This window comes from Mucilaginibacter sp., assembly GCF_965200995.1.
Classification (GTDB): Bacteria; Bacteroidota; Bacteroidia; order Sphingobacteriales; family Sphingobacteriaceae; genus Mucilaginibacter.
On sequence record NZ_OZ241743.1, the window covers coordinates 1,228,088 to 1,250,797 of the forward strand.

At 48.0% G+C, this 22,710-nt stretch carries 18 protein-coding genes; 8 read left to right on the plus strand and 10 right to left on the minus strand.

The window, feature by feature from the left end:
- Positions 1–103: 103 nt before the first annotated feature.
- The 3 genes from polA to ACY652_RS05920 form a co-directional block, all read right to left on the minus strand.
- A complete protein-coding gene (polA, locus tag ACY652_RS05910) occupies positions 104–2,911 on the minus strand; it encodes a DNA polymerase I (protein ID WP_462267110.1) in 2,808 nt (935 codons plus the stop codon).
- Between the two features lie 279 nt (positions 2,912–3,190).
- Positions 3,191–3,745: a DNA-3-methyladenine glycosylase I gene (locus tag ACY652_RS05915; protein ID WP_462267111.1), complete on the minus strand. Its 555-nt coding sequence runs from the start codon at positions 3,743–3,745 to the stop codon at positions 3,191–3,193.
- Between the two features lie 133 nt (positions 3,746–3,878).
- Positions 3,879–4,121 (minus strand): hypothetical protein, encoded by a 243-nt coding sequence (locus ACY652_RS05920; RefSeq protein ID WP_462267112.1) that lies wholly within the window; start codon positions 4,119–4,121, stop codon positions 3,879–3,881.
- 131 nt (positions 4,122–4,252) lie between these two features.
- On the opposite strand from ACY652_RS05920, the gene recQ reads away from it, so the two are divergent.
- Together recQ and ACY652_RS05930 are read left to right on the plus strand one after the other, a co-directional pair.
- The gene (gene recQ, locus ACY652_RS05925; RefSeq protein WP_462267113.1) at positions 4,253–6,391 is read left to right on the plus strand and encodes a DNA helicase RecQ; all 2,139 of its coding nucleotides are present in this window, start codon (positions 4,253–4,255) and stop codon (positions 6,389–6,391) included.
- Positions 6,392–6,410: 19 nt separating this feature from the next.
- Complete coding sequence (locus ACY652_RS05930) at positions 6,411–7,718, plus strand: UDP-N-acetylmuramoyl-tripeptide--D-alanyl-D-alanine ligase (RefSeq protein WP_462267114.1); 1,308 nt, start codon at positions 6,411–6,413, stop codon at positions 7,716–7,718.
- A 265-nt stretch (positions 7,719–7,983) separates the two neighbouring features.
- On the opposite strand, the gene panD is transcribed toward ACY652_RS05930, so the two are convergent.
- Both panD and ACY652_RS05940 read right to left on the minus strand, forming a co-directional pair.
- Positions 7,984–8,334 (minus strand): aspartate 1-decarboxylase, encoded by a 351-nt coding sequence (gene panD / locus ACY652_RS05935; protein ID WP_462267115.1) that lies wholly within the window; start codon positions 8,332–8,334, stop codon positions 7,984–7,986.
- Positions 8,335–9,075: 741 nt separating this feature from the next.
- On the minus strand, positions 9,076–9,852 hold the full coding sequence (locus tag ACY652_RS05940) for an exodeoxyribonuclease III (RefSeq protein ID WP_462267116.1): 777 nt from the start codon (positions 9,850–9,852) through the stop codon (positions 9,076–9,078).
- A 101-nt stretch (positions 9,853–9,953) separates the two neighbouring features.
- On the opposite strand from ACY652_RS05940, the gene ACY652_RS05945 reads away from it, so the two are divergent.
- Positions 9,954–10,391, plus strand: a complete 438-nt coding sequence (locus ACY652_RS05945) for a GNAT family N-acetyltransferase (protein ID WP_462267117.1) — start codon at positions 9,954–9,956, stop codon at positions 10,389–10,391.
- A 68-nt stretch (positions 10,392–10,459) separates the two neighbouring features.
- On the opposite strand, the gene ACY652_RS05950 is transcribed toward ACY652_RS05945, so the two are convergent.
- Positions 10,460–11,152, minus strand: coding sequence for a peptidylprolyl isomerase (locus ACY652_RS05950; RefSeq protein WP_462267118.1), 693 nt, complete (start codon positions 11,150–11,152; stop codon positions 10,460–10,462).
- Positions 11,153–11,504: 352 nt separating this feature from the next.
- Here ACY652_RS05950 and ACY652_RS05955 point away from each other — a divergent pair, with 352 nt between their 5' ends.
- The 3 genes from ACY652_RS05955 (at position 11,505) to ACY652_RS05965 (ending at position 14,108) form a co-directional block, all read left to right on the plus strand.
- Positions 11,505–11,681: a GIY-YIG nuclease family protein gene (locus ACY652_RS05955; RefSeq protein WP_462267119.1), complete on the plus strand. Its 177-nt coding sequence runs from the start codon at positions 11,505–11,507 to the stop codon at positions 11,679–11,681.
- Positions 11,682–11,783: 102 nt separating this feature from the next.
- Positions 11,784–12,809: an aldo/keto reductase gene (locus tag ACY652_RS05960; RefSeq protein ID WP_462267120.1), complete on the plus strand. Its 1,026-nt coding sequence runs from the start codon at positions 11,784–11,786 to the stop codon at positions 12,807–12,809.
- A 144-nt stretch (positions 12,810–12,953) separates the two neighbouring features.
- Positions 12,954–14,108 (plus strand): putative sensor domain DACNV-containing protein, encoded by a 1,155-nt coding sequence (locus ACY652_RS05965; protein WP_462267121.1) that lies wholly within the window; start codon positions 12,954–12,956, stop codon positions 14,106–14,108.
- Between the two features lie 19 nt (positions 14,109–14,127).
- Here the strand turns inward: ACY652_RS05965 and glmS are convergent, their stop codons facing one another.
- The 3 genes from glmS to ACY652_RS05980 form a co-directional block, all read right to left on the minus strand.
- Positions 14,128–15,963 (minus strand): glutamine--fructose-6-phosphate transaminase (isomerizing), encoded by a 1,836-nt coding sequence (gene glmS / locus ACY652_RS05970; RefSeq protein WP_462267122.1) that lies wholly within the window; start codon positions 15,961–15,963, stop codon positions 14,128–14,130.
- A gap of 138 nt (positions 15,964–16,101) precedes the next feature.
- On the minus strand, positions 16,102–17,487 hold the full coding sequence (locus tag ACY652_RS05975; RefSeq protein WP_462267123.1) for a DUF4270 family protein: 1,386 nt from the start codon (positions 17,485–17,487) through the stop codon (positions 16,102–16,104).
- A gap of 16 nt (positions 17,488–17,503) precedes the next feature.
- Complete coding sequence (locus ACY652_RS05980) at positions 17,504–18,328, minus strand: glycogen/starch synthase (protein WP_462267124.1); 825 nt, start codon at positions 18,326–18,328, stop codon at positions 17,504–17,506.
- A 154-nt stretch (positions 18,329–18,482) separates the two neighbouring features.
- Between ACY652_RS05980 and panC the strand changes: the two genes are divergently transcribed.
- Together panC and ACY652_RS05990 are read left to right on the plus strand one after the other, a co-directional pair.
- Positions 18,483–19,319, plus strand: coding sequence for a pantoate--beta-alanine ligase (gene panC, locus ACY652_RS05985; protein ID WP_462267125.1), 837 nt, complete (start codon positions 18,483–18,485; stop codon positions 19,317–19,319).
- A 419-nt stretch (positions 19,320–19,738) separates the two neighbouring features.
- The gene (locus ACY652_RS05990) at positions 19,739–20,320 is read left to right on the plus strand and encodes a hypothetical protein (protein ID WP_462267126.1); all 582 of its coding nucleotides are present in this window, start codon (positions 19,739–19,741) and stop codon (positions 20,318–20,320) included.
- 99 nt (positions 20,321–20,419) lie between these two features.
- Here ACY652_RS05990 and ACY652_RS05995 read toward each other — a convergent pair whose 3' ends face one another.
- The gene (locus ACY652_RS05995; protein WP_462267127.1) at positions 20,420–22,702 is read right to left on the minus strand and encodes a GH92 family glycosyl hydrolase; all 2,283 of its coding nucleotides are present in this window, start codon (positions 22,700–22,702) and stop codon (positions 20,420–20,422) included.
- Positions 22,703–22,710 lie beyond the last annotated feature (8 nt).

A 22,710-nucleotide genomic window follows, 5' to 3' on the forward strand; every position in this document is an offset into this window, starting at 1 on the left:
ACTCGTGCATTTCTATGCCATGTTCAGATATGCAATAATCCCAGTTCTTCGAAGTTTATAACTTCGAAGCCCTATGCAGGTAGTTTACAACTACTTATTCACATCAATGCGCCTCTAACCAGTTCGTCCCCGTGCCAATCTCTACCACAATAGGCACTTCGGTTTTAATAGCGGTTTTCATGAAATGTTCGATGATGGGTTTGGCTTTGTCTACCTCGTGGCGGGGAGCATCAAACACCAGTTCGTCATGCACCTGCATAGTCATGCGGGCATCCAGTTGCTGGGCCTTAAACTCGTTTTGGATGTTGATCATCGCAATCTTGATCATATCTGCCGCCGAACCCTGTATAGGGGCGTTAATGGCATTTCGCTCGGCAAAGCCGCGCACCGTGGCATTGGCCGAATTGATGTCGCGCAGGTAGCGGCGGCGGCCCTTCAGCGTTTGCACGTAGCCGTTCTCGCGCGCAAAGTTGGTAGTATCGGTAATGTAGCGGTTAATACCGCTATACTTGATAAAATACTGCTCAATAATATCGTTGGCCTCCTTGCGCGGTATACCCAGCTTTTGCGATAACCCGAACGACGACTGACCGTAAATAATACCAAAATTAACCGCCTTGGCATTGCGGCGCATCTGGCTGGTTACTTCCTCCACCGGCACACCATAAACCGTAGCTGCGGTAGCGGTATGGATATCAATGTTATTGGCAAAGGCATCCAGCATGGCTTCCTCCCTGCTGATTTCGGCAATCAAACGTAATTCAATCTGCGAGTAATCGGCAGAGATCAGGAGATGGTCTTCATCGCGCGGAATGAACGCCCGGCGCACCTCGCGCCCACGTTCGGTGCGGATAGGAATATTCTGCAGGTTGGGGTTGTTGGAACTTAAACGCCCGGTAGCGGCCACCGCCTGGTTATAGGAGGTATGCACCCGGCCGGTCTTGGGGTTAATCATCAGCGGCAGGGCATCCACATAGGTGGTTTTTAGCTTTAATAGCTGGCGAAAATCCAGTATATCCTGCGCAATATCACTCTTGGCCGCCAAGGCCAGCAGCACATCTTCACCAGTTTGGTACTGGCCGGTCTTGGTCTTTTTAGCTTTAGGGTCAAGTTCCAGTTTCTCGAACAAAATCTCGCCCAACTGCTTGGGCGAGGAAATATTGAACTTCACTCCTGCCTTTTCGTACACGGTTTGCTCCAGCCGGGTAATATCGCCCTCCAGTCCTTTTGAAAAATCCTTCAGGGCATCCTGGTCTATGCGCACGCCTTCAAACTCCATGTCGGCCAGTACATAAATCAGCGGGTGCTCTATTTCGTTGATCAGGTCTTCGGCGTTTACGGCCTTCAGCTTGGGTTCAAATACTTCTTTAAGCTGCAGGGTAACATCGGCATCCTCGGCGGCATACTCCTTTACCTTTTCCACTTCCACATCGCGCATGGTAATCTGGTTCTTCCCCTTCGGGCCAATAAGCGAGGTGATGGATACCGGCTTGTAACCCAGATAGTTTTCCGACAGGATATCCATACCGTGCCGGGTATCGGGGTCTAAAATATAATGCGCCATCATGGTATCAAACAAGGCGCCCTGCACTTCAATGTCATACCATTTCAGCACCAGAATATCGTATTTCAAATTCTGGCCAATTTTGCCAATCGAAGCATCTTCCAGCAACGGCTTAAACTCCTGCGCAATCGCTTTCGCCTCTACCTGGTCGGCCGGCACGGGTACATACCAAGCCTCGCCGGGCTGATAGGCAAAGGAAAGGCCCACCAATTCGCAGTTGTTGGCATCTATACCGGTGGTTTCGGTATCAAAGGTGATGCTCTTTTGTTTTTGCAGCAGAACAAGCAGTTCCGCACGTTTTTCAGCAGTATCGGTCAGCTGGTATTGGTGCGGTACGTTATCAATATGTTTGGCTGCGGGTACGGGCTCGGTAACTTCATTAAAATCCACTAACACCGTTGGCCTGCTGCCACCGCCAATAGAATTGCCGAACAAATCGGTTTGACCTGTAGCCGCCTTCACATCCGTTACACTAAACTCCTCCCCAAACACACGCCTACCTAAGGTGCGAAACTCCAGTTCGGCAAACAGCGGTTCCAGTTGGTTGCGGTCGGGCGGGCATATCAGCAAGTTTTCTTCGTCCAGTTCTACGGGCGCATCCAGCAGAATGGTGGCCAGCTTTTTGGAAAGCAGCCCTTGCTCGGCGAAATTCTCCACGTTCTCGCGCATCTTGCCTTTTAGCTCATGGCTGTTTTTTATCACATTCTCTACCGAGCCGTACTGCTTTACCAGCAGTTTAGCCGTTTTTTCGCCGATGCCGGGGATGCCTGGGATGTTATCTACCGCATCGCCCCATAGGCCTAAAATATCAATTACCTGGCATACATCCTGCACTTCCCATTTCTCGCATACTTCCTTTACGCCCATAATCTCAATGTCGCTGCCCATGCGCGAGGGCTTGTACACAAAGATATTGTCAGATACCAATTGGGCAAAATCCTTATCGGGCGTCATGCAAAACACCTGATAGCCCTGCTTTTCGGCCTTTTTGGCTAAGGTGCCAATCACGTCGTCGGCCTCGTAGCCGTCGGAGGTAATCAGCGGAATATTAAAGCCTAATATCAGCTTAAACACATAAGGCATGGCGCGCGACAAATCTTCGGGCATCGCCTGGCGATGACCTTTGTACTGTTCAAAATCGGTATGCCGCTCGGTAGGGGCATCGGTATCAAATACCACCGCCATATGGGTGGGTTTCTCCTTACGCAGAATATCCAGCAGGGTATTGGTAAAGCCCATCACGGCCGAAGTATTAAGACCGTTGGAAGTAAAACGCGGGTTTTTGCTCAATGCAAAATGTGCCCGGTACATCAGGGCCATACCGTCTAACAGGAAGAGTTTTTTCATGATGAAATATGATTAGACTGATTATGATAAGATTACACTGATTTATTAAGGTGATTACACCAATTTAAATGCAGGTAAAGGAAGAATAATCAGGATTCTAATTTAATGTAATGTGCTAACCTGTATTTGCAGGCCAGTCCAAAAATACAATTTATTGGCTGCAAAGTGCAGCCGCAATCAGCAAAAAGGCAATTGTTATCTACCTGCTTCAGGTGCTTAAAAATTAATGCGATTCATACCTAAATCGGTGTAATCACAACAATAATCAGTGTAATCCTTTTACCTGAAATCGCACCCGGCCAGGTGGTCATTCACCATGCCGGTGGCCTGCATAAAGGCATAGCAAATGGTGGTACCGAAGAATTTGAAACCCCGCTTTTTCATATCCTTGCTGATCGCGTCCGATTCGGGCGAGTGGGTAAGCACCTGCTGCGCCGGATGGTTAATGATGGGTTTACCGCCGGGCATAAAACGGTACAGGTAATTATGAAACGAGCCGAACTCTTTTTGCACTTCCACAAATAGCTGCGTATTGCGGATAGCCGCCTGTATCTTCAGCCGGTTGCGGATGATGCCGGCATCCTGCAGCAAACGTTCTACCTCGTCCGGCCCAAAGGCGGCTACGCTATCCACCTCAAAATTGGCAAAGGCTTTATGGTAGTTTTCGCGCCGGCGCAAAATGGTGATCCAGCTTAAACCCGCCTGAGCAGATTCAAGCGTAAGGAACTCAAACAGCGTATGGTCATTATGCACCTCCTTACCCCATTCTTCATCGTGATATTTGGTATATAATGGGTCGGTGCCACACCAGGGGCAGCGGGTGGGATTTGACATTTACTTGTGTGGATTAGTTCTGTAGTAAGCGTTGTTTTCACTTTTGTCTTAATACAAAAGTACCAAAAAGTCAAGGTAGAAAAAAGCTTCCACCCGCGAAGCCGGCCCATGACCCGGCCAATTCGCCCAAGGTCTAATGATGGAAGGAGAGAAGGCGTGAATGAGTGAATAAGGCAAAGTTCGTCCCTCCCGAAGGAAGGGTTTTTGCGCCAAACAAAAAAGCAAACAACACCAGCCCACACATAACCGCCCCTGTGGCCTTGACTTTTTCGGCAACCACCACATTAGCCCAACCACAGTTCCCCTCAAAGAAAAAGGCGCAGCCACGAGTTTTCTTTTTGGTTCTTTTTCTTTTGCGGAAAAAGAAACGTAACATCCACCAACACTTCATACTACCACATCCCCAACCTCATGAAATACAATCAAACACCACTCATGAAATACAAAAACAACAAGCCCACTTGCACACCTCCCGCCAAATCCGTATCTTAATATCAGATTTCATACATGACCCCACTACAGGCACTACAAAAATATTTTGGTTATAACAGCTTCCGGCACCAGCAGGAAGCGGTAATCCATCAGCTACTGAAAGGCGGCGATGCGGTAGCGCTGATGCCCACCGGCGGCGGCAAATCCCTGTGTTATCAGTTACCGGCGGTATTATTTAACGGCTTAACCATCGTGATCTCACCGCTGATTGCACTGATGAAGGACCAGGTGGATGCGCTGAACGTGAACGGCATCCCGGCGGCTTATATCAACTCCAGCCAGAACCCCGGCGAACAGCAGGACATTATGAACCGCCTGAAAAGCGGACAGCTTAAGCTGCTGTACCTGGCGCCCGAGCGGCTGTTCAGTGCCGGCAGCATGCTGGTGAGTTTTCTGAAAACCTTACAGGTGAGCCTCATTGCCATTGACGAGGCGCACTGTATCTCGCATTGGGGGCACGATTTCCGCCCCGAGTACCTGATGCTGGCCAACCTGAAAACGGAGTTCCCGAAAACACCGGTGATTGCCCTTACCGCAACGGCTGATAAATTGACGCAGCAGGATATTGTGGATAAGCTGGCCCTGCACCAACCCGCGCAGTTTGTATCTTCCTTCAACCGCGAGAACATTACTTACCGCGTAGTGCCTAAGAAAAACAGCTTTCAAAAGCTGGTCGACTTTCTGCATGAGCGGCCGGAGGAATCGGGCATTATTTATTGTTTGTCGCGCGCCTCTACGGTTGAGGTGGCAGGACAGTTGCAAAAGCAGGGCTTTAGCGCCGAGGCTTACCATGCCGGGCTGGATAACGATACCAAAGCCAGCAACCAGGAACGCTTTTTACGTGATGAAATAAAAATCATGGTGGCCACCATTGCCTTTGGTATGGGCATCAATAAATCGAACGTGCGCTATGTGGTGCACCTGGATTTGCCTAAGAATATTGAAGGTTACTACCAGGAAACCGGTCGTGCGGGGCGTGATGGCTTGCCTTCGGATGCGCTACTATTCTTTTCGCCGGGCGATGCCTTTAAGTTGCAGGGCTTTGCCAAAGTAGAGGGCAACGAGGAACAAAGCCGCGTGATGCTGAAAAAGCTGGATGATATGGTGAACTATTGCCAGCTGCATACCTGCCGCCGCCAGTATCTGATGCGCTATTTTAACGAGGAATTTCCGGACCATTGCGGTTCGTGCGATGTATGTTTGACCGAGTTTAAGCGGTTTGATGGTACAGTGATTGCCCAGAAAGCGCTATCGGCCGTAGTGCGCCTGCAGGAACGTTTCGGCAGTGGCTATGTGATTGATTTCTTGCGTGGTTCGCAAAGCGAAAAGATCCGGCCTGAGCATAAAGAATTGAAAACTTATGGCATCGGGGCCGATATCAGCAAGGCCGACTGGCAGCGCTACCTGCGCGAGCTGGTCCAATTGGGCTACCTGCAACCTTCGGACGACCAATACCCGGTACTAAAACTTACCCCGGCCAGTGCCATGGTGCTGAAAGGGCAGCAGCAGGTACAATTGATTGAGCAGGAAGTAGAGGAGCAAAAAGAAGTACAGGCTTTACCTTATGAGGCCGAGTTGTGGCAGCAACTGAAAGCCATCCGCTGGACGATTGCCGAGCAGGAGAACGTACCCGCCTACATCATCCTGTCGGATGCCGCTTTGCTGGAAATGGCTACTTATCTGCCGCAAACGCCCGGTGAGCTAAAGCGTATCTCCGGCTTCGGCGAGGTAAAGCTGGACCGTTACGGACATCAGTTCTTACCGGCCATTGTGGCCTATGCCGAAAAACACGGCCTGAGTTCGCAAATCAACCAAAAGGCCACAAAACGTGAACGTAAACCTAAAGCGCCGGGTAAGGTAAGCAGCAGCCAGCAGGAAAGTTTGACGTTGTTTAAGGCGGGCATGTCGGTGAATGAGATTGCCAGCGTGCGCGGCTTTGCACCCATGACCATTGAGGGGCATCTGTGCAGCTTTGTACAAACCGGCGATTTAAAGGTAACCGAACTGGTGGCTGCCCACAAAATGCCCCCCATTGAAGATGCCATCCATAGCTATGGCGCACAGCGGTTAGCGCCATTGAAGGAAGCGTTGGGCGAGGATTACAGCTATACCGAAATAAAAGCCGTAGTAAGCTGGCTGAACCGAAACGAATAATTAGCAAATTTGCTGTGCCATGACCACTGAACAACTTTACGAGCTTTACCTGCAGCATCCGGTTGTAAGCACCGATACCCGCAAGATTGCCCCCAACAGCCTGTTTTTTGCCTTAAAGGGTGATAAGTTCGATGCCAATACCTTTGCCGCTCAGGCACTGGAGGCAGGTGCGGCTTATGCCATTATTGATAATGCCGCCTATGCCGTAAACAGCCGCTGTATTTTGGTTGACGATGTGCTGACAGCTTTGCAGGATCTGGCCCGGCATCATCGGCGGCAGTTGAATATCCCGGTTGTGGGGCTTACCGGTACCAATGGCAAAACCACTACTAAGGAACTGGTGAATGCGGTGCTGTCGCAGCATTTTGAAACCCATGCCACGCAGGGCAACTTTAATAATCATATTGGTGTGCCGCTTACCCTGCTGGCGTTAAAGCCGGAACATGAGATTGCCGTTATCGAGATGGGGGCCAATCATCAGCAGGAAATTGCCTTATTGTGCAGTATTGCGCAGCCTACGCACGGCCTCATTACCAATGTAGGCCGCGCACACCTGGAAGGCTTTGGCGGGGTGGAAGGGGTAAAGAAAGGTAAAGGGGAACTGTACGATTACCTGAAAGCCACCGATGGCATCGCCTTCATCAACAGCGACAGCGCCGACCTGATGAAAATGCAGGCCGACCGCCAGCTCATGCACACCTGCTTTTATGGCACCGGCCTGGTACGCAACCTGATCATGGGTCGCCTCGCTGAAAATGCGCCTTATTTAAAATTGAACTGGACCAATCAGCTTACCCATCAACTACACGAGGTAAGCTCACAACTCACCGGTGCTTATAATTTAGATAATATTTTAACGGCCATTACGATAGGCACCTACTTTAAACTGAGTGCCGGGGAAATCAACCGGGGCATAAGTACTTATGTGCCGGGCAACAACCGCTCACAAATCACCAAAACGGCCACCAATACCCTGATTTGCGATTATTACAACGCCAATCCCAGCAGCATGGCCGTAGCCATTGATAACCTGAGTCAGCTACAGGCTACCCGTAAGGTATTGATTCTGGGTGATATGTTTGAGATGGGCGAAGAAGCCGAAGCCGAGCACCGCTTTGTAGTGCAAAAGGCGCTGGATGCTAAGGTAGACGAGCGTATCTTCATTGGCCATGAGTTTTGCCGACTGCTACCGCAAGAGCAAGCCACCTTTTACCAAACTGCCGCCGATGCGGCTGTGGCTTTGCAGGGAAATCCTATTAAAGAGGCTACGGTGTTGCTAAAAGGTTCGAGGGGAATGGCGTTGGAGCAGTTGGTGCCTTATTTGTAGACTTAAGTATCTTACACCTGTCATTTCGAATGCAGGGAGAAATCTTTTGCCGCAGACCGGCTTCTTGAAGAAGATTTCTCCCTGCGGTCGAAATGACCTCTTTTTATTGAATTTATGTACTACTCGTGTCATCCTGAGCGACAGCGAAGGATCTGTACGCTTGGCTCTACTGTAAAGGTTCTTCGCTGTCGCTCAGGATGATACTTTTTTGTAGAAAAGAAAGGTATAATCAAAAGCCCTCCCCTTCGGGGAGCGTTGGGTGGGGTTATCTCAGTAACTTGTTATCCGTATCCGGAAAAATCAAAATAGGCTCATAACCGCGGGCCTCATCTTGCTCCATATAGGCGTAAGACATGATGATCACCACATCGCCCACCTGGGCCAGCCGGGCCGTGGCGCCGTTGAGGCAGATGGTGCCACTGCCGCGTTCGCCTTTAATCACATAGGTTTCGAAGCGGGCGCCGTTGTTGTTGTTTACAATCTGCACCTTTTCGTTGGGGATAATGTTTGCCGCCTCAATCAGGTCCTCATCAATGGTAATGCTCCCCACATAGTTCAGTTCGGCCTGCGTTACCTTAGCCCGATGAATTTTTGATTTCAAAACCTCAATAATCATGGCGCAAAGTTAGCAAATAATAGTAGATGGTTAATGCAGTTGAGTTTTGAACCGAAATACTGACGTTGGGTAGATAAATAAGGGGCTTAGTTTTTATCAACGAGTCATTTCGACCGTAGGGAGAAATCTTCTTCAAGAAGCCGGTCTGCGGCAGAGGATTTCTCCCTACGGTCGAAATGACAGCATTGTTGCATAGGAGCGTTGCAAACGCCGTACAGAGTTAAGCGGCTCGTTGCAAATGAGCGCAAGTGAGTTACTATATCCGCTTAAGTAATATATTTTTAATTGTATAATAGATAGTTACGCTACATAAACTTAATATGTAAGGAATACTTATAATGTAATTGTTTTTAGGATTGAGTAACATGATAATTTTAGAAAGAAGGCTCAATTCATTCGCATTTATGAAGGATAATGTAACTATTGAAATTATGAATGCTATAAGTATAACAGTAATGAGGCGATATAAAGGATTCAAATTTTGTATTAAAACTTTAATATAGTAATCAAAGAATATAATCGATATAATTATACAGCCTATCCATGCAGCCAAAAGTATTTGGTCTAACCCAAAGTCAACGATAGTAGGGTTGATAATGATATCCAAAACTATGTTTAAGGTAACAAATAGTGTATAATATTTTATTAACATAATTTCACTTTGTATTTAGCCTTTAATGCTTACCTTTTCAAGGCTTTCTTCAGTAATACTAAATACAATAAATTGTTAAATCCCTTGCTTCAGGCAATATCAATATCCAACTCCAGTATCACCGGGCAATGGTCGGAGTGCCTTGCTTCAGGCAATATCGCTGCGCGCTTGATGTGCCGTTCCAGTTCACGGGTTACCATAATGTAATCAATGCGCCAGCCCAGGTTCTTGCCGCGTGCGCCGGCGCGGAAACTCCACCAGGTGTAATTATGCGGCTCCTGGTTTAAGTAGCGGAAAGTATCGATAAAGCCATTGTCGATAAAACCATCCATCCAGGCGCGTTCTTCGGGCAAAAAGCCAGAGGAATTGGCGTTCGATTTGGGGTTGTGAATGTCAATCGGCTTATGGCAGATGTTATAGTCGCCGCATACTACCAGGTTGGGGTAAGCCCATTTCAGCTGGTTCAGGTACTCGCCGAACTGGTCTAAAAAAGTATACTTAAAATCCTGCCGCTCATCGCCGCTGGAGCCGGAGGGGAAGTAAACGCTCATCACCGAGATGTCCTCAAAGTCCACCCGTATATTCCGCCCCTCGCGGTCAAACTCCGGGATGCCGCAGCCGTATTCCACATGTTTGGGCGTATGTTTGGTAAGGATGGCCGTGCCGCTGTAACCCTTCTTTTCGGCCGGGAACCAATAGTGCTGGTAACCCATCATTTCCACGAGGTGCAGGTCGGTTAATACGTCGGGCGAAGCCTTGATTTCCTGCAGACATACCACATCGGCTTCACTGGCCTGCAGCCAGGCCAGAAAGTTTTTGGTAATGGCCGAACGTATACCGTTTACGTTATAAGTAATAATTTTCATGAAGATTTATAGCCTTTTTTAGCGAAGCATAGGGCAGCACAAAATAAGCAAAAGCAGGGAGGCTGCAACTATGGCGCCGGTTAAAGTATATATTTGACGGGGTGGAGCCATACTTGTACTTAGCCGAACCCGAACACTACCCTGAACTCACCGAAGTTTGGGAAGCATCGGTACGGGCTACCCATCATTTTTTAACGGAGGCCGATATTCAGTTCTACAAGCCCCGCATCCTGAACGAGTACCTGGCACTGCTGAAAGTTTATTACACGCAAAGCCACAACCGCATCAGCGGCTTTATCGGTATCTCCGGCGCCAAAGTAGAAATGCTGTTCATCCACCCCGATTTTCGCGGACAGGGCCTGGGCAAGCTATTGCTTACATATGCCATCAACGAGCAGGGCGCTGATATGGTAGATGTGAACGAACAGAACAAGCAGGCCGTAGGTTTTTACCAGCACTTAGGCTTTGAACTGGCAGGTTATAGTGAAGTAGATGGGGCTGGTAAACCTTATCCTATATTGTCGTTAAAGATGCCGTAATAAACTATTAAGTACCCACGCGTCATTGCTTAAAATCAACTACAATAATTCATTAAATACTTGAAAATCTATAACTTCAGTAACCCATCCATCGCCTTGCATTCCTTCTTATCCAACAACTCCACCGTCATCGGCACATCGGTAGCGGGGCGGTCGCGCTGGTCTTTGGCTACGGCGGCAATGCGGTCTACTATATCCAGGCCGGTTACTACCTCGCCGTATACGGTATAATTTTGGTCGAGGTGTGGCACGCCGCCTATTGAAGTATATGTGTCACGTTGATAGGCGGGTATCTTGCGCCCTTTCAGGCGGGTTTGTTCCAGCGTATCCAGCCGCCCTGCGGTAAAGCGGCGGCCCTCTACAATATAAAACTGGCAGCCGCTACTGGCCTTGGTGGGGTTATCATCCCGGGCGGCAGCCAGTACACCACGTTTATGGAACAGGCTGTCCCTAAACTCGGCAGGTACGGTATAGCCTACATCACCATTGCCCAGCTCGGCGCCGGGCTGTGCTTTTTTCGAGTCCGGGTCGCCGCCCTGAATCATAAAGTTCTGTATCACCCGGTGAAACAGCGTGCCGTTATAAAAGCCCTGTTTAGTGAGCTTGATAAAATTATCGCGGTGCAGCGGCGTTTGGTTATACAGCCGGATAATGCAATCGCCGTAAGTAGTTTTGATGCGTACGTACTGGTTTTTAGGCGGCTTTGCGTAGGTGGCGCTGAGGGCAAAGAGCAGGAAGAGCAGGGCGTAGATTTTTTTCATATTTGATTTTATAACTTGTAGGTTTTGCCAATCGATGTTTATGAGCTAATTGTTTAAAGGCGGTATGAAAGTATAATTTTATTATAGAAGTAAAGGAAAAAATTACGCTTGGTTATTGACTGCAGAAAAGCCGTTCGCAATGCAAATCCCTTAACCCCTGGCTTAAGAGCCTGAACAGTTCATCAGGCTCCGGAGCGGGAGCCTGTTTGCAGGATTGATAAGCAGGTAAGCAAGATTCTTCCACTTTTCATGATCTCTTAAACAAAGCTATGCAAACTCAGGCAGATTACACAGGTATTGACATCCTAAATGCCAGCAAAGAACCTGTACTTGGATATCTGCAGAACACACAATGTTCAACCTGTACACCTGCATCCTTACCAATCATACCCGCACGGTGTTATATGCCGGTGTTACCCATAATCTAAGCAGGCGGTTGTACGAATACTGCACAGGAAAATACGCACAAAGGCAGCACCAACAGAAAATATTTGATACCGGTACCATTGTAATGCTTCGGGTTTTTTGACTCAGCAGCATTGAACTTGCAGTTTGCAACTGCGTTAAAACCCGTTCTCCGGTTCTGTTGTTGAGGTAAAGGGCAAAGCCTGACGCTGCCTGATATACCATCATGACAACATTACAACCGCGCACCTGGGCGCAGCAGCACATACCCGAAATTGGCTTGGGCGGCGTAGCCATCGGCAACGAGTTTGAATATGTAACGGATGAGGAAGCACAGGCCACGCTGGAAGCGGCCTGGCAGGCCGGGGTGCGGTATTATGATGTATCGCCCTGGTATGGCCTGGGCCTGGCCGAACGCCGCTATGGCATGTTCCTGCATAATCAGAAACGTGAAGATTATATCATCTCCTCAAAGGTGGGCAAGCTGCTTAAGGCCGGCAAGAACAACAAGGGTGATGAATACTACCCTTACGCCCACTCGCCCAACAACGTAATATTTGATTATACCGCTGATGGCATAAAGCGCTCCATTGAAGACAGTTTGCAGCGCCTGGGCATAGCTAATATAGACATCATTTATATTCATGATCTGTCACCGGATAATAAACTGCTGGAGGGCAAATGGCTGGAGCAATTTGCCATTGCCGAAAAGGGCGCCTTCCCGGCCCTGAGCCAGCTGCGTGATGAGGGTATCATTAAGGCCTGGGGACTGGGTGTAAACAGCCCGGAGCCCATACTTAAAACCATGGAAGTTGCCGATCCCAATGTGTTTTTGCTGGCCTCGCAATACTCACTCATTGACCATGCGTATGCACTTCACCATGTATTCCCGGAGGTACGTAAGCGTAACCTGTCGCTGGTAATGGGCTCTAACTTTAATGCCGGCTTTTTGTCGGGCGGCGGGCGTTATAATTATGATCCTAAGAAACCCGTTCTGCAGGCCTACCTGGACAAACGCGATAAGCTGCACACTATTGCTGCCGCCCACCAGGTAGACCTGCGTACAGCTTCCCTGCAGTTTGCCCTGTTCCCCGAAGTAGCCGTATCCGCAATTCCGGGGGCGCACACGCCGGCGCAGGTGCAGCAAAATGTAGCGTCGCTGAAAGTAGATATTCCGGATGCCTTCTGGCAGGAGCTAAAAGAGCAGAAACTGATTGAGGCCGACGCACCTGTAACCGCAAACGGCAAATAATTGCCTTTATTCGCCTTTTATGGCATTTTATCATCCCTAATGCACTGTTTATGGACGCAGGTGGACTGCTTTTATGGGTGCAGGGTCATAAATCAGGTACCACTATGCCAGTTGCCGGGTAATGTTTATCATTGACTATTCAACATGCGACCGATCATCTCTGACCCTACTTACTTAGGTGCGCGTATGGTAGCCGATACCGTAGCCGCTCATTTCAGCAACCACCTGCAGGCCGCCGCCGGGCGGTTTACCCAAGCCGAACTGGCCTCAGCGCCCGATAGCAGTATTATAGAGGCCGTAACCGATATTGCTTTCTGGGCCAGCCTGCGCCAGGAGGAAGGCCGGTCGCCGGATATTTCCATGGCGCTGCTGCAGCCCTCGCAGGCTGCTTATCCGCTGCTGTTTAGTGAGCCGCTGCGCTTTACTCCCCAAAACCTGGTAAAACTGGCCCCTGCAGTAGAGCAAAGGGGCATTCATTTAGGTATATGGCACAATGATGACGGCTTGTATATTTGGGGCACCACCCACATGGTACCCGGCATCTGCTTTGTGCTTGAGGTGGTAGAACCCGGTTTTTTAGTGATTAAGCACCGCCGGGTAGATGGTTTTGGCAAGTTTGTAAACGTAGCTGTACTTTTAGGCGACCAGGTTAAGATAGTGGACGAAAATACCACGGGCATTGCCGACTGCCCTGCCCTGATAGCTTCATTAGCGGCAATGCCCCTGCCCTCTTATATGGGTGAAAGGTTTAATGTACTGGTGCAACTGGCTGCGGCTATGCGCATGCATGGGCGGGGCGGCTTGTTGCTGATAGTTCCGCCGGGCACCAATAGTTGGCAGCAATCGGTTTTACAGCCCATAAATTATCCGGTAGCACCCGCCTATCGTGCCCTTCCGGCGTTGATGGCTCACCGCCAGGAGAAGCACACCCAACCCGAATGGCGGGAAGCCGTATTGCAAACTATTGAACTGATTGGCGGCTTTACCGCAGTTGACGGCGCTACCGTAGTTACCAGCGAATATGAGTTACTGGGTTTTGGCGCTAAGATAACACAGTTAGATAGCAATACCCCGGTACCGGAGATCATATTAACCGAGCCGGTTGCCGGCAGTACCGCCATACGTATGCAACCTTCGCAATACGGCGGTACACGGCATTTAGCCGCAGCACAGTTTGTGCATGATCAGCCTGATGCCATTGCGCTGGTTGCCTCTCAGGATAAGCACTTTACGGTATTTGCATGGTCGGCACCATTGCAGTGCGTACATGCGCATCGTATTGATGTATTACTGGTGTGAAATTATACATTGCTTTTTCCTACTCAACCGTAACCGATTTAGCAAGGTTGCGGGGCTGGTCTACATTGCAGCCACGCATTACAGCAATGTGATAGCTTAATAATTGCAGCGGTACAGTAGCCAGCAGCGGCACAAAGGCTTCGGCTACCTGGGGTATTTCAATCACGTAATCAGCCATATTACGCACCGTGGTGTCGCCCTCAGTTACAATGGCAATTACCTGGCCGCCACGGGCTTTAACTTCCTGAATGTTGCTGATCACCTTTTCGTATGATGAATGGCGGGTAGCAATAAAAACCACCGGCATTTCGGCATCAATCAGGGCGATGGGGCCGTGTTTCATTTCGGCAGCCGGATAGCCCTCGGCATGAATATAGGAGATTTCCTTGAGCTTCAATGCGCCTTCCAAAGCCACCGGAAACGAACTTCCCCGGCCTAAAAACAGGCAATTTCGGCTGTCTTTAAACTTTTCGGCAATGGTTTTTACGTGGGCATCGGCTTGTAAGGCCTTTTCTATCAATGCGGGTATTTCATTCAACTCGGTAAGCAGCTCCACCATTTTACTTTGGGTAATGGTGCCCCGCTGCTGAGCCATATAAAAGGCCATCAGTGTAAGTACGGTTACCTGCGCTGTAAAGGCCTTGGTAGAAGCCACGCCAATTTCGGGCCCGGCATGCGTATATACTCCGGCATCAGTTAAACGCGGAATAGACGCACCTACTACATTACAGATACCAAACAGAGTTGCCCCTTTTTCTTTAGCCAGTTCCAGCGCCGCCATAGTATCTGCCGTTTCGCCGGATTGCGATATGGCAATTACCAAATCTTTCTCCGAAATAATTGGGTTACGATACCTGAACTCAGAGGCGTATTCCACCTCTACCGGGATGCGGGCGTATTCCTCAATCAGGTATTCGCCAACCAAACCGGCATGCCACGAGGTGCCGCAGGCCACAATAATAATACGGTCAATATTCTTTAGCTTGGCAACATATTCTTTTATGCCGCCCAATTGTACTTCACCCTGCTGCGGGTAAATACGCCCGCGCATACAATCGCGTACAGAACGTGGCTGCTCGTAAATTTCCTTGAGCATAAAGTGCTCATAACCTCCTTTTTCCAGCATTTCCAGCTGCAGGTCCAACTGATGGATATAAGGGGTTTGAATGGTATTGTCAATATTTTTAATCAGCAGGTCATCACGATGGATATAAGCGATCTCATTATCATTAAGATAGATGACATTTTTGGTATATTCTACAATAGGGGTGGCATCCGAAGCCACAAAATACTCTCCTTCGCCTACGCCAATCACCATAGGGCTGCCCTTACGTGCTGCAATCATCAGATCAGGATCATCAGCACTCATAATTACAATAGCGTAAGCGCCTATTACAGCGTTTAACGCCACCCGAACGGCTTCCTGAAGTTCTAAACCGGTTTCCTGCTGTATATCTTCAACCAAATGTATCAATACCTCGGTATCAGTATCACTTTTAAATACATGCCCCTTAGCCAGCAGCGCTTCTTTAATAGTGGCATAGTTTTCAATAATACCGTTATGAATAATGGTCAGCCTGCGGTTGCCCGAAGAATGCGGGTGCGAGTTGCGGTCGCTGGGGGCGCCGTGGGTAGCCCATCGGGTATGGCCCATTCCTGCCGTGCCGCTTGCCTCTGCATCTTTTACAAAATCTTCAAGTGCGCTTACTTTGCCGGCTTTTTTGTATACCCGCAGCTTATCATTTTGCAGGGCAACACCTGCACTATCGTAACCCCGGTATTCTAACCTGTGTAATCCTTTTATAACGATGGGATACGCCTCCCTGAATCCTATATAACCTACAATCCCGCACATAAGTATCCTTTTTAAAATAGCTGTGTGCTTTAGCCACATTAATAACAATGTAGCTTAAAGCACTAATACAAGCGCGAATATATTCTAAATAAGGTAAAGCCCGAGTCAAAAAAATGCCCCTTTTGCAAGGGGCATTTTTTACTGGTTTGTTTTAGTGTAGATAATATTAAGCCTGATGCTATAACCTGAGCTCTTATCTGTACCTACGGCAATGGTACGGCCGGCCGTTTGGGCGGTGGGCAGGTAATCTACCGAAGTTTTGTTTGTGGTATCTACTGCTACCAGATAAGTGCCATAATCAATAGCTGTGCCGCGCAGTAACTGCTGCAGGTAACCGGTAATTACAAAGTGGTAGGATTGTAAATTGCTACTGTAAAATCCGTTAAATACCCCTACGCCCAAGTAGTAATTACTGCCGCCGGCATCGGGTAGTATAACTGGCTGCCTAGCTATGTTATTGCGGTACAGCGAAAGTTTAGGTTGCGGTACGTAGCTAACAAAACTACCTGGATTAGGCGTTACTATCAACTCGGCACGGTTAAGAACAATGTTAGAAAGATTAGCAGTACCAAACAGGGTAGTAAGACTCGGGAAACCAATTTTACCTTTTAATCCGCCTAAGCCCTGTAAATAAAATACAGGATTAGATGTGGTACTGTTAAGCGCATTTTGTACCGCTGTACTATAAGTATGTTTGATTTCGGCCGGGTGAATGCCGGGCGTAACAGGCAGCGATACAATGGCCGTATCTATACTGGTAGCTCCAGTATTTTTATAATAAATATCAATACGGCTGGAATCCAGGTTAAACATGATATTACCGCCTACACCGCTTTGGCCCTTATCCAGTGTTAAATACAAACCTTTAATAGCCGCCTGAAATGCGGGATTGTTGGCTAACTGAGTAGCACCTGCATTCCAGAAGTTTTGAGTAATAAATGCAGTACTGATGGGTACCCGTAACTGTGCAGGCACCGTAATCAGCGTATCAGGCTTTCCTGCTACAATACTGTTAATTTTGAATCGTGTGTGCGTATATGGCCTAAATACACGGCTGCCCAGCACAGCACTACCATGAGACCAGGCTTTATTATTGTAATAAGCCTGGTTAGCTAATGGCAACTCATTTAACTGGTTTACATTGATGCGATAGCTGGAGTTTAAGGAATCACCATAAAACCCGTCTACATAACGCAATACCAGCACAGCCGAATCTGTAGTAACAGTTCCGGTGGGCAAAGTATAAGGTGCTGAAAGTGGCAAGTTGAGGCCGGCAGCAATATTGGCCTCTGTAGTACCAAGATCGGGGTCTTTAAAATAAGCCAGCGGCGTTTTTACAAGCCCCGAAGTAACCACACTGTCCACACGCGCGGTGTTTATGGTTAAATCTGTACTGGTAAGCAGAGTACCATTTATCTGATTAGCCGGATCAACGGGCAAACCTACCGTATCGCTGTTTTTACAGCTGCCTAAAATAAAAAGACTTATCAACAGGGTTAATAAGTCTAATCGTATAAATTTCATAATGAGCTTCAAATTCTTATCCAACGTTTACCAGTTCATCGCTGGCAATTTCGTCGTAAAAATTGTAATAATTTTCGAAATCAGCGGTAGCAGAATATTCTAAAACAGGTTTTTGGCTGTTTTTAACATTATTTAACACCTCTGCACTAATGTTTTCGCTGCCTAAAACCACCGCATCTGAATATTGGATAGCGCCTGCGTACAAGGCATCGCTGGTACCGGGCTTAAAGGCGGCCACATGGGTTTCGTCCATATCAGACATGATAGCCTTACGCGCAAACTCAGGTGACATTGCCTCGCCAAACGAATTTTCGTAGATAGAATAAACCACCTTTGAGTGCTTAAAAGTCGGGTCATCTTTGTACGATGTTTTTATATAGGCAGGCACCAGGGCGCTCATCCAACCGTGGCAATGTACAATATCAGGCGACCAGCCTAACTTTTTAACGGTTTCCATAGCTCCTTTGCAGAAAAAAACCATTCGCTCATCGTTATCGGCGTAAAACTTACCCTCCTTATCGTTAAACACATGTTTGCGCTGAAAGTATTCTTCATTATCCAGAAAGTACACCTGCATACGTGCTGCTGGTATAGAGGCTACTTTAATAATTAACGGGTTGTCATTGTCATTAATAATGATATTCATTCCCGATAAGCGTATAACCTCATGCAGGCGGTTCCGGCGCTCATTGATATTTCCGAAACGCGGCATCAGGATACGGATCTCAAAGCCTTTGTCCTGCATGGCTTGCGGCAGATGACGGGTAATTTCAGAAATTTTTGTGAGGTCAAGGAAAGGCGACATTTCATGCGTTATAAACAAAAGCTTAGATTTACCCATCTCCAATCAGTATTAAATTATTGTTATGAAAACCAAAAAATTGAGTGTGCAAATATACACATTTATTTAGCTTTTATCAATGATTTATGCAAGTACTTTTGGATAATATTGGCGAATTGTACAATTTAGCCCGATTTTTATATCTCTGCCAAACTTGGATATTTTTACCACAATACACGAAGTACGCCAGCACCTGCAGCGGTTACAAGCCGCTGGCAGCACCATTGGCCTTGTGCCCACTATGGGCGCCCTGCACCAGGGCCACCTCTCGCTGATTGCCCGCTCCCGGCAGCAAACAGCAGTAACGGTATGCAGCATCTTTGTAAACCCCACTCAGTTTACCAACGCTGCCGACTTAGAGAAATATCCACGCCCGATTGAAGCTGATGTTGAAAAACTGGAGCAGGCAGGCTGCGATGTACTGTTTAAGCCTCCGGTAGCCGAGATGTATGACGGTAATGAGCAATGGCATTTAGACATCGGCCCGCTGGAGCACCTGCTGGAGGGCAAATTTCGTCCGGGACATTACCAGGGAGTTACGCAGGTAGTGTACAAGTTGTTTGCTATTGTGAAGCCGGATCTGGCCTTTTTTGGGCAAAAGGATTACCAGCAGGTGCTGGTGATACGCCGCATGTCAGAATTACTGAACCTGCCTGTAAAATTGGTAATGTGCCCCATAGAGCGTGAGACTGATGGCTTGGCCATGAGCTCGCGCAATGTGCATTTAAGTGCCGATGACCATCGCCATGCCTTGGTATTACATAAGGCATTAACTTATATAAAGGATAACTATCAGCCCGAAAACCTGGCTGCCTTGCAGCAATACGCCGAGCAGTTAATAACTGCCGAACCGGGCGTTACTTTAGACTACTTTGAACTGGCCGATGCGGATACCCTGCAGCGGGCCGGCAGCGTTACGCCGCATGTGGTAGCCTTAACGGCCGCACAGGTAGGCAGTACACGGCTGATTGACAATGAGATGATTAGTTAGAAAGCTATAATATACGCCATTGTGGCAGCAGAACCTATACTTATAGCAACGGCAATCTAATCTATTGCCAGTGCCTGAAACCATAAGTGTACAGAAGACTTTTTTGAGCCGGGACTACCGCATTGATGTTGTACCAGACCTGTTTCGGCACCCTATGGGGTTACTATTTTGATAATTAAAAAAGGGTTTACAAAAGTTTGTATAACGAAAAAATAAATTTTATAAACTTTTGATTGTCAACATGTTGAAAAAAATCCGGGTTTGCACTTTTTTACGCTTTTTTTCTGCCTGTTAACGCAATTTCAGCGCATCCGAACAACTGAATATTGAGTTTCGGGTGAAGTGTTTAATAGATGTATGTTACCCTTTTACCATTGCTGCTTTAACAATATGGCATGATAATAGCACCATCAATCATCATGATCAAATTACGCAGGCCGCAACTGCCTAAACTCAATTTCAGCAAGGCAAAAACCAGTTTAAAAGATGGCTTACAACACCTGTCGCAAGGGGGCTTTAAGCAGATATACAGCCACATTGACCAATTGGGCATCAAGAAAGGGGTAGACCGCCTGGGGCTGGATAAATTTGTTATGCAATGCGCCCTGCTGGCCGCCGGTTCAGGGGCGGTAACCGGTTTGGGAGGTATAACGACCATGCTGATTGGCGTACCCTTAGATATGGTAAACCTTATTACCCAGCAATTCAGGGTAACTATGGCTGTATCTTATTACCATACCGGCAGTTATCATATCGGCTTTAATGATTTCTTCAAGATCGTAGCTTCCTCACTGAAGGTGGATGCCGGTATGAGCGTAAGCAAAAAGGTAATGGAAGAAGTAGCCGAAAAGCTGATGCTTAACATCGGTACCAAAACCGCCGAACGCCTGGTGCCTGTAGTAGGCGCAGTTATTGGCGGTACGGCTAATTACCTGTTTATTAAACGCGTGGCAGACAATTTAAAGGAAAAGTATCCGAAAGGGAAACTGGTAAAGATTTAAACCCGGTTTGCAATAATTAGCAGATCAGGTTTAAATTAAAGTTTACATCAAATATTTACTTTTCCGCTGTTTTTGGTTCCTGCCACTGTTAACAGTATATTATTCCTTAGGCATCTGGAAGGACGGCGGCACTGCGCTGCCTGCAGATGCCCAGCTTTTGTTAGGCTGCCTGCCCATCACTAGTTCAAGTTTACCGCCAGCCATTAAATCCTGGTGCGAGAACCACGATTTATCCCAAATTTTGCCATTTAACCTGGCTGACTGGATATATTTATTGTCAGGGGAATAATTTTTGCATACTACGGTAAAGGTTTTACCATTGCCCAGTTTTAAGGTGGCGGTTTCAAACATAGGGCTGCCAATTACATACATAGGCAGGCCCGGTGTAACCGGGTAAAACCCGATTTGCGAAAATACCACGAATGAGGTAAGGCCGCCGCCATCTTCATCGCCCGGAATGCCCATCAAATCATTACGAAACCATTCCTTCAATAAATTACGCACCCGTTTTTGCGTGCGCCAGGGCTGCCCGGCATAAGCGTACAGGTAAGGGATATGCATGGCCGGCTCATTACCCATAGAAAACTGGCCTACATTGCCGGTATGATCACCAAACTGGTGGTAAAAATCGGGTCGCCCCATACCCAGCGGCGTGCTGAACATGTTTTCAAGCCCGTCTACAAAGCTCTGCTTCCCGCCAATCATCTTTATCAGATCGCTAATATTGTGCTGTACATCCCAGCGGTATACATAACCGTTATTTTCATCATACGCCTCCCTTGCCCCTATCCCGCTCGAATACCGGTAATCAAACGGCTTAATGAAGTTGCCCTGTGCATCCTTCGGATGAAAAAATTTGGTTTCCGGGTTAAACACCTTCCGGTAATCGAGGCTGCGATTTAAAAAGTATTGCGCATCTTCTGCCTTACCCAATTGTTTGGCAATGTTGCCCAGGCACCATTCATCATAAACCGTACCCAGCGTTACTGCTACCGGCTGGCGCTTTTCCCAGCCGTGCACTTCAGGAACGGTTTCCTTTTCGCCACTGGCCAGCGCCGGGAAGTAGCCATTATCTTTAAAGAACTGATCGAGCACGCCTGCCTTTTTGCCCGACCAGGGCGCAAGTGTTTTCTCTGTAATACCGGCTTTACAATACTGATAGGCCTGCTCCAGGTTAAAGGTGCGCAGCCCCTTATTATAAGCGTCTATAACGGTGGCCACCCCGTGGTTGCTGTTCATACGCCGGCTGTCGCCGGTTACCTCAGGAAAGGTGGGCATCCAGTGATTTTCCATCTGGGCGGCCATGCGCAGGTAAGAATTGATCATGTCCGACTCCTTTTTGGGCTCAATAATTATACGGAGAGGATGCGTGGCGCGGTAAGTGTCCCACACCCAGTCATCGGTATAAAACGGCGTTCCCTCATCACTGTGTATCTTGCCATCATAAGCGCTAAAGTACTGTCCGTCCTCTGAAATGCAGATCATACGCTCATAGGTGCGGTAAAGTGAGGTATAGAACACCGTCTTTGCATTTTCATCAGTTCCCTCCACCTTTATTTTACCCAGCGTATTATTCCACAACTGCCTGCCACCGGCCGCTACTGCCTGTAAGTTATAATCCTTTATTTCACGGTATAAGTTCTTTTTAGCCTGGGCAACGCTGATGAAGGACACGCCATAGCGAAGCTTAATTTTTTGCGTGCGACCAGGGTACTGAAGTGCCAGGAAAGCGTTGTGCCCCTGCACAGTTAGCTGATTTCCGTTGATTTGCCCCCCGGTCACCGCACCTGCAGCTACGGGCTTTATATCAGTTTCGGCGTAGATATAAACTCTGGTATGGTTTTCCAGCTGCTGGTAGCCGCTAACCGCACCGCCATCTGCGGTAAGATCACCGTCGCCCGTGTTCAGGATAAGGTAGGGAGCAGAATCATTTTGCTGAAAATCAAGCTCATATATACCCGCCTGATGCGATGGAGCGTATTGTACCTGTATGCCGTAATCATCCAGGTCTGCTTTGTAGTAATACGGTTTGATGGTTTCGTTATCGTAGCCGTAATCTATTACCCCTTTGGTTACGGTATTCAGGCTTCCCTGGTATGGGCTTAAGTTAAACGCCGACCTTCCGCGGTGGCTGGTTATCATCAGCGGCAAGCCGTGCAGGGTATTTCCCGTAAAATTTTCCCGCTCCGGGTACACCCGCAATATACTGTTGGGCAAGTGCACCGTAGGATAGGTAGGTACCAGCAAATGGCTGATGTTGCCGATATAAGGATTTACATAATCAACCGGCTCCTTTTTGAGTACCTGTGCATCCGTACTCCGGGTTACTGCAAAGAAGCAAAATAAGAACAGTAAAGTATAAGAACGATGATTATGGCTCATAAATGAGT